We start from the raw sequence: 5,686 nt of genomic DNA, 5'->3' as shown, positions 1-5,686 counted from the left end.
TGGGCCGACTGCCTCATAGACCGACTCATGTCAACTGCCAGTCCGTAGGCGCGCTACCAACGCTAGAGACCACGGCTCGAACCAATGTGCGCTTCTAGTTCTGGTTCAACGTATACATCTACCTATCCGGATCGAGAAGGAAGGCACCGTAGTAGTCGGCCTTGTAGTCCGGTCGCTCACCCGGGGCACCTGCGTCACCCAACCCGTTCGCACGACCCGCATGCCAGAACGCGTCGACATGGGCGCGGCTCGGGGCGACAAAGCCGATGTGGAGTCCGCTCGTAGCGCGGCGCCCGTTCGACGCCTCGAGGAGCGAGAACTCTTCCCACTCGACGAACCAGTCGTCGGCGTAGGTCGATTCGACCCCGAGCTCTCCGAGAACGGCCGCGTAGGCAGCTTCGGAAGTGAGGCGATCCGAGACACGAATCGTGACGTGGTCGAACATGACTAGATCGTAAGTGCACGCCTCGATAGATTCACCTCATGCTCGAGCTGCGCCCGAATTGCGAGTGCTGCGACCGTGACCTGCCACCAGAGAGCGAGCTGGCGCGGATCTGCACCTACGAGTGCACGTTCTGCGCCGACTGCGCCGAGGACCGCCTCGGCGGGCGCTGCCCGAACTGCGGCGGCAACCTCGTCCCCCGCCCGATCCGGCCGCCCGAGAAGCTGGCGCAGGATCGGGCGTCGACGGTGCGTGTTACGAAGCCGCATCAAGCGTGCCTGCCGGGCTAGAAGAGCAGCTCCTCCAGATAGCGCGTCAGCGCCCCCATCCCAGCACCCGTGTTCGAGATCGCGGTGAACGTGGCGCTGGAGTGTGGATCGCGAGAGCTCCGAAACGAGACGCCCGTGTCCCCACCGCTTATCGTCACAGCGTCCGTCGAGGCGTTCAGCCAGAAGCCCAGGCCATATCGGCGTGCGACGGCTCCCGACTCGGCCGGCACGTCGCTGCGCGAGCGAACGATCTCGGCGACCCAATCGAGTGAGACGATTCGGCCCGAGAAGAACGCGTTCCAGAGGGCGCTGATGTCGGCGACCGTCGTGTAGATTCCGCCGTCTCCCGTTCCTCGCACGGGAAGGTGGAAGACGTTTGTCCTCCACGCACCGTCGACCTCCAGATAGCCGATCGCTGCGGATCCGGGTAGCTCGTCGGAACGGAGAAACGCCGTGTCGGCCATGCCCGCCGGCCCGCAGACGCGCTCGCGGACGAGCTCGGGGAACGGAACGCCACTCACGCGCTCGGCGATCAGGGCGAGTACGACGAAGCCGCTGTTGCAATAGCCGAAACGCTCGCCCGCTCGAAACTTCGTCGCAGCCCCAGCGAGGATCGGGAGATACTGCTCGGTCGTCGCGAGCTCATGCACCGGCACCGGCATCAGGTAGGCGTCGTAGTCGATCTCGACCTCCTCGTCGAGGTAGTCCCCGATCCCCGAGCGGTGCGAGAGAAGGTGCTCAATCGTAACGTCGGCGTCGATCAGCGGCAGATCGTCGCCGAGAAGCGAGCGTGCCGTCGTCGAGAGCTCGATCAGACCCTCTTCGATCAGGCTCACGACCGTGAGCGCCGTCAGGCTCTTCGTCCCGCTCGCGATCCCGAACTGGGTGCCGGCTTCATTCGGGATTGCATGACGCCGGTCGGCCAGCCCATATGCTCGCTCGAGGACGGGTCGATCCGGGCTGTCGACCCGGACCACGCCGGAGAACGCCTCCCGGCTGGCGATCGTATCCAGCTCCAGTCCGAGATCGACCACACCGAGACGCTACCGGGCCGGTCGGGTTCGAGCCGCAGGCTCGCCAACGGTTCGGGCCGTGCGTTGACGCGACGTTCGCGCTGCGCCAGGCACGCGGGGGAGCGCGACCCGACCGACGCTCCGGATTTCCCGATCCGATCGATCAACGCCTCCAGGCCGCCTCGTCAATGTCGAACGTCGCAACGCGAACATGCTCGGACATCCCTGCCTCCTCTGGTCGAATCGGGCGATCCTCTCGCGCCGGCTCTGAAATGCGACGGGCTCTTCTATGCCCAGGGAAGCTGATCCCAGTACGTGGGCCGCCCGGGCAGCGGCCGCTCGAACGCCGCGTACGCAACCCGTGGTTCAGGCGTCTCGGCCTCCGCGCTCGCGCCGTAGCGCGCGGCGAGATCCGAAACGGGGTAGAGCAGCTTCTCATGCTCGGATCGCGCTCCGAGCATGAGGACGACGCACGGCCCGTCTCCCGCCCCCACGAACACGTGCTCCACACCTGCTGGGCAGTGGAAGAAGTCCCACGGCCCGAGCAGCCGCTCCTCCTCGTTGACGAGCAGAAGGCACTGGCCCGAGAGCACGAGGAACGCCTCCTGCAGCGACTCGGAGTGATAGAGGCAGTTCGCCTTCCCCGGCTCGAGGACGCTGATGTTGATGCCGAGCTGCGGGAACCGGTTGACGTCGCTCTCGAAGACGCAACCGGAGCCAAACACGTCGTGGGTCTTCCACTCGGCGTCGCGCACGTTGACGACGAACCACCCTTCGGTGGCCGGGGCAACGCCCGAACCGGTGTCATCGAGCCGTGCTTCGTCCACGGCGCGATTCTACTCGGCCCCCGGTCCAACCATCAAGGATCAACCGCAGGCGGGAGGGCGCAGCGACGTACCGCGGAAGACGTCACCTTGACGTACCTCGCAAAGCGGTAGACGCTGGAAACCACCCACGGCCCTCGACGCAGTAGAAGCGAGCCAACTTCGCATCGCGTACCCTCAGGAGTATGGAAATCCCGTTCGCAATCAGAGGGGTCGCGGGTCGTGTTGTCGTCACGTACGAGGAGAACCTGCGGCCGGAGTCGGTTGGATGCCTTCCCGAGACGGAGGGATTCCCTGTCTGCACCGCGACGGTGGAGCGTCCGATGCGGGGCTACGACTCTCTCATGGGATGGATCCAACTCGTTCGTTCCGACGACAACGTAAGCCATGGTGAGCTCTTCGAGATCGATCCGCTGGCGTTCCTCGGGGATTTACCGCATCCGTTCTGCTGGTTTGGTCTCAATCCGACGCTCTTCGATGTACCGTCGCGGTCGCCACGGGTCGACATGGAGTGGACGGCGAGGAGTTTCCTCTGTGTCCCTGACGATCTCGGTAACGGGCTCGAGGCCCGGGCGGTGCTGGGATTCGACTGGGGCTTCACGATCGAGGGAGGAACGATCGAGCTCGATTCCCCACGACAACTCGAAGCCTCGGCATGGGACGATCACTCGACCGCGCTCGCTGCGCTCTACCCGGCGTGGCGCTTTCCACCAGGCTTCACCGACCTGACCTGAGGTCGGTCGGTGGGCTCCATGCTCTCGTGCGACGATCAGGCGGCGTTCTTTTCGGCTGGCAGCCTTGGAGAGGAGATCTGGTTGACGACTGCCTCGAGCGCGGTGAACGCATTGCCGCACACTTTCGTTCCGGCCTCCCCGCGGAGCAGAGCGAGTGCTTCTGACGGCTCAAGTGACGAGCGGTAGGGCCGTTCGGCCGTCAACGCCTCATAGATATCCGCCACGACGAGGATGCGTGCGGCCGGTGAGAGGTCGGCGGCCTTCAGCCCCCGGTGGTAGCCCGATCCATCGAGCTTCTCGTGGTGTGACGCGGCGACCCCGGCGATGTCCTTGAATGCTGGAACGCGCGCGAGGATCTCCTCGGTCAGTGCAGGGTGTCGGTTCACGGTCGCTCGTTCGGCCGGCTCGAGGGGGCCTTCCTTGTCAAGGATGAGATTCGAGATGCCGAGTTTCCCGATGTCATGGAGAAGTCCGGCGCGCCGGAGGTTCCGTAGCGCTGTCGGCTCATGACCGAGTTCCTCCGCCACCACGACCGCGATTTCGGCCACGCGTTCGGAGTGGCGGAACGTGTACGGGGACTTCGCGTCGATGACGAGTGCGAACGCCTCGGCGACGCGATCGAGGCGCGAATCGTCGGCGGCCAGCGACAGATCCGGGGGCTCGAGGTATGCGACGTAGGTCGCGAGATCCGTCGTGAGCAGTGAGCGCCAGAACGCGGCATCATCGCGGATGCGGTCGAGCGCCTTCACGAGAGTCGGGTCGAACCAGCGCCTGTCGCGCCCGTGCGCCATATCGACTGCCGCCGTTAGACCGTGGGCGCTGTTGAACACCTCGACGACCTGCGCCAATCCGAGGATCCGTCCGAGCAGAGGGATCGCCTCGCCTCGCAAGCCGCGTGGTTGTCCACTCCCGTCCCAATGTTCGTCGAGCGACCGGATCGCGTTTGCAACCTCGAGCGGGAGGTCGAGCATGAGTGCGATCTCGGCCCCACGCTCGCAACGAATCTCCGTGTTCTCTCTGGCAGTGCGTGGGCCGAGCCTCGCGGCCCGGAACGCGAGCGACGTCCGGTCCCGGAACGACGTGGCTCCGACGTTGTCCCAGATGTACCGCAGCGCCTCCGGCACCCGATTGTGATTGACCAGCTTGACCCGGCGCTTGAGCTCGAGGTCGTCTCCCCGATAAAGAGCCGTGACGCGCGCCGCGTTCGACGAGCACCCGGCGTCTTTGAGCAGAAGACCGTAGAACAGCGACGAGCGGCCCTCGACTTCCAACCCGATCTCATCGGCAAGTCGCATCCCGATCAAACAGCTGCGGATGGAGTGCCCCAGAGCGTTTCCGTCAGCGATGTCCAGAGCGTACGAGAGCGACGCAATGATCTCCGAGAGACGCAACGTGCCAGGATCGTCCACCACACCCATCCATCGGCAACAGGCGCAACCACCATGAGGGACAGTCAGGTCTTGCAATCACGCATCGACGGAATGTGGCAATGCAAGACCTGACCCGACTCAGGGAACTGCATCGGGCGCGAGCAGGAGTAGCATCCCGAGCGTCAGGAGTACGGCAGTCGTCCCATAGGTCGCGAGGCGCCGCGAAGGGATCAGCTTCTCGAATGCGATCAGAGCTGCGACGAACGCCATCCACCCGAGGCTCATGACGCCGAGGGCAAAGAGTGAAACCATGAGCGCCCAGCAGCAACCGATGCACCACCCACCGTGCCGTATTCCCATCTGAAGTCCCCCGATTGAGCCGTCGCGCCAGGAGCCGAGCAGGAATCCGAGCGGGCTGCGGCATTTCCCCAGGCAGACATCCTTGAGCGGAGTCAGCTCGTACACCGCTGCTGCGAGCAGGCTGGCTCCTGCAATCCAACGGCCGCCACGATCCCAGGCGAGGAAGTCGCCCGGAACTCTCCCAGCAATGGTCGCGAGCGCGAATGCCAGCGCCCCGACACTGGCCCACGCCAGCAGGTAGCCCATCGTGAACGCGAGCGGTGCGACGGGCGATCGGCGTCTGGTCATCCGCGAGTAGAGGGCGACTGTGGGCGCTACCGACGGCAGCATCATGGCGGCCATCATCACGACCCATACGCCGACGAACCACGAGAGCGTCCCGAGAGCCGTCCATGGCCCATCGTCCATGCCGCGCATCTGGTCGGCCGTCCACCACCAGGCAAGAGCGGCTGCGGCGAACAGCAGGGCTACGAGGCCGAGCCTGACGCGCACGGCGGCGAAAGCAGGCAGCAGCCCGCCGCGGCCGGGCGCTCGAGACTCGGTGGCGGTGCTCAAGTGCTCAGGCGGCCCACGAGAACTCGGCCGTCGAGATCCCGGTCTTGCCTTCGTACTCGATGCCGAACGCGCTGATCTTCGATCTCGTCGCCTCGGCGGCGTTGAACTCGGAGGCCACC

At 65.3% G+C, this 5,686-nt stretch carries 7 protein-coding genes; 2 read left to right on the top strand and 5 right to left on the bottom strand.

Going from position 1 to position 5,686, the window contains the following annotated elements; translation table 11 throughout:
- Positions 1 to 118 precede the first annotated feature (118 nt).
- The gene (locus ABIR74_RS11900; RefSeq protein WP_348178374.1) at positions 119 to 445 is read right to left on the bottom strand and encodes a VOC family protein; all 327 of its coding nucleotides are present in this window, start codon (positions 443 to 445) and stop codon (positions 119 to 121) included.
- Positions 446 to 483: 38 nt separating this feature from the next.
- Here ABIR74_RS11900 and ABIR74_RS11895 point away from each other — a divergent pair, with 38 nt between their 5' ends.
- On the top strand, positions 484 to 732 hold the full coding sequence (locus ABIR74_RS11895) for a DUF1272 domain-containing protein (protein WP_348178372.1): 249 nt from the start codon (positions 484 to 486) through the stop codon (positions 730 to 732).
- Here the strand turns inward: ABIR74_RS11895 and ABIR74_RS11890 are convergent.
- A complete protein-coding gene (locus ABIR74_RS11890; protein WP_348178370.1) occupies positions 729 to 1,745 on the bottom strand; it encodes a serine hydrolase domain-containing protein in 1,017 nt (338 codons plus the stop codon). The genes ABIR74_RS11895 and ABIR74_RS11890 overlap by 4 nt on opposite strands.
- A 266-nt stretch (positions 1,746 to 2,011) precedes the next feature.
- Positions 2,012 to 2,551 carry a cupin domain-containing protein gene (locus tag ABIR74_RS11885; RefSeq protein WP_348178368.1) on the bottom strand — a complete coding sequence of 180 codons (540 nt, stop codon included), beginning with the start codon at positions 2,549 to 2,551 and terminating at the stop codon, positions 2,012 to 2,014.
- A gap of 182 nt (positions 2,552 to 2,733) precedes the next feature.
- Here ABIR74_RS11885 and ABIR74_RS11880 point away from each other — a divergent pair, with 182 nt between their 5' ends.
- On the top strand, positions 2,734 to 3,282 hold the full coding sequence (locus ABIR74_RS11880) for a hypothetical protein (RefSeq protein ID WP_348178366.1): 549 nt from the start codon (positions 2,734 to 2,736) through the stop codon (positions 3,280 to 3,282).
- 35 nt (positions 3,283 to 3,317) lie between these two features.
- Here the strand turns inward: ABIR74_RS11880 and ABIR74_RS11875 are convergent, their stop codons facing one another.
- A complete protein-coding gene (locus ABIR74_RS11875; RefSeq protein ID WP_348178364.1) occupies positions 3,318 to 4,691 on the bottom strand; it encodes an HD domain-containing phosphohydrolase in 1,374 nt (457 codons plus the stop codon).
- A gap of 99 nt (positions 4,692 to 4,790) precedes the next feature.
- Positions 4,791 to 5,567: a DUF2182 domain-containing protein gene (locus ABIR74_RS11870; RefSeq protein WP_348178362.1), complete on the bottom strand. Its 777-nt coding sequence runs from the start codon at positions 5,565 to 5,567 to the stop codon at positions 4,791 to 4,793.
- Between the last annotated feature and the right edge of the window lie 119 nt (positions 5,568 to 5,686).

Source organism: Gaiella sp. (genome assembly GCF_039915195.1).
GTDB lineage: Bacteria > Actinomycetota > Thermoleophilia > Gaiellales > Gaiellaceae > Gaiella.
This window is presented reverse-complemented; position numbering and strand designations above follow the sequence as displayed.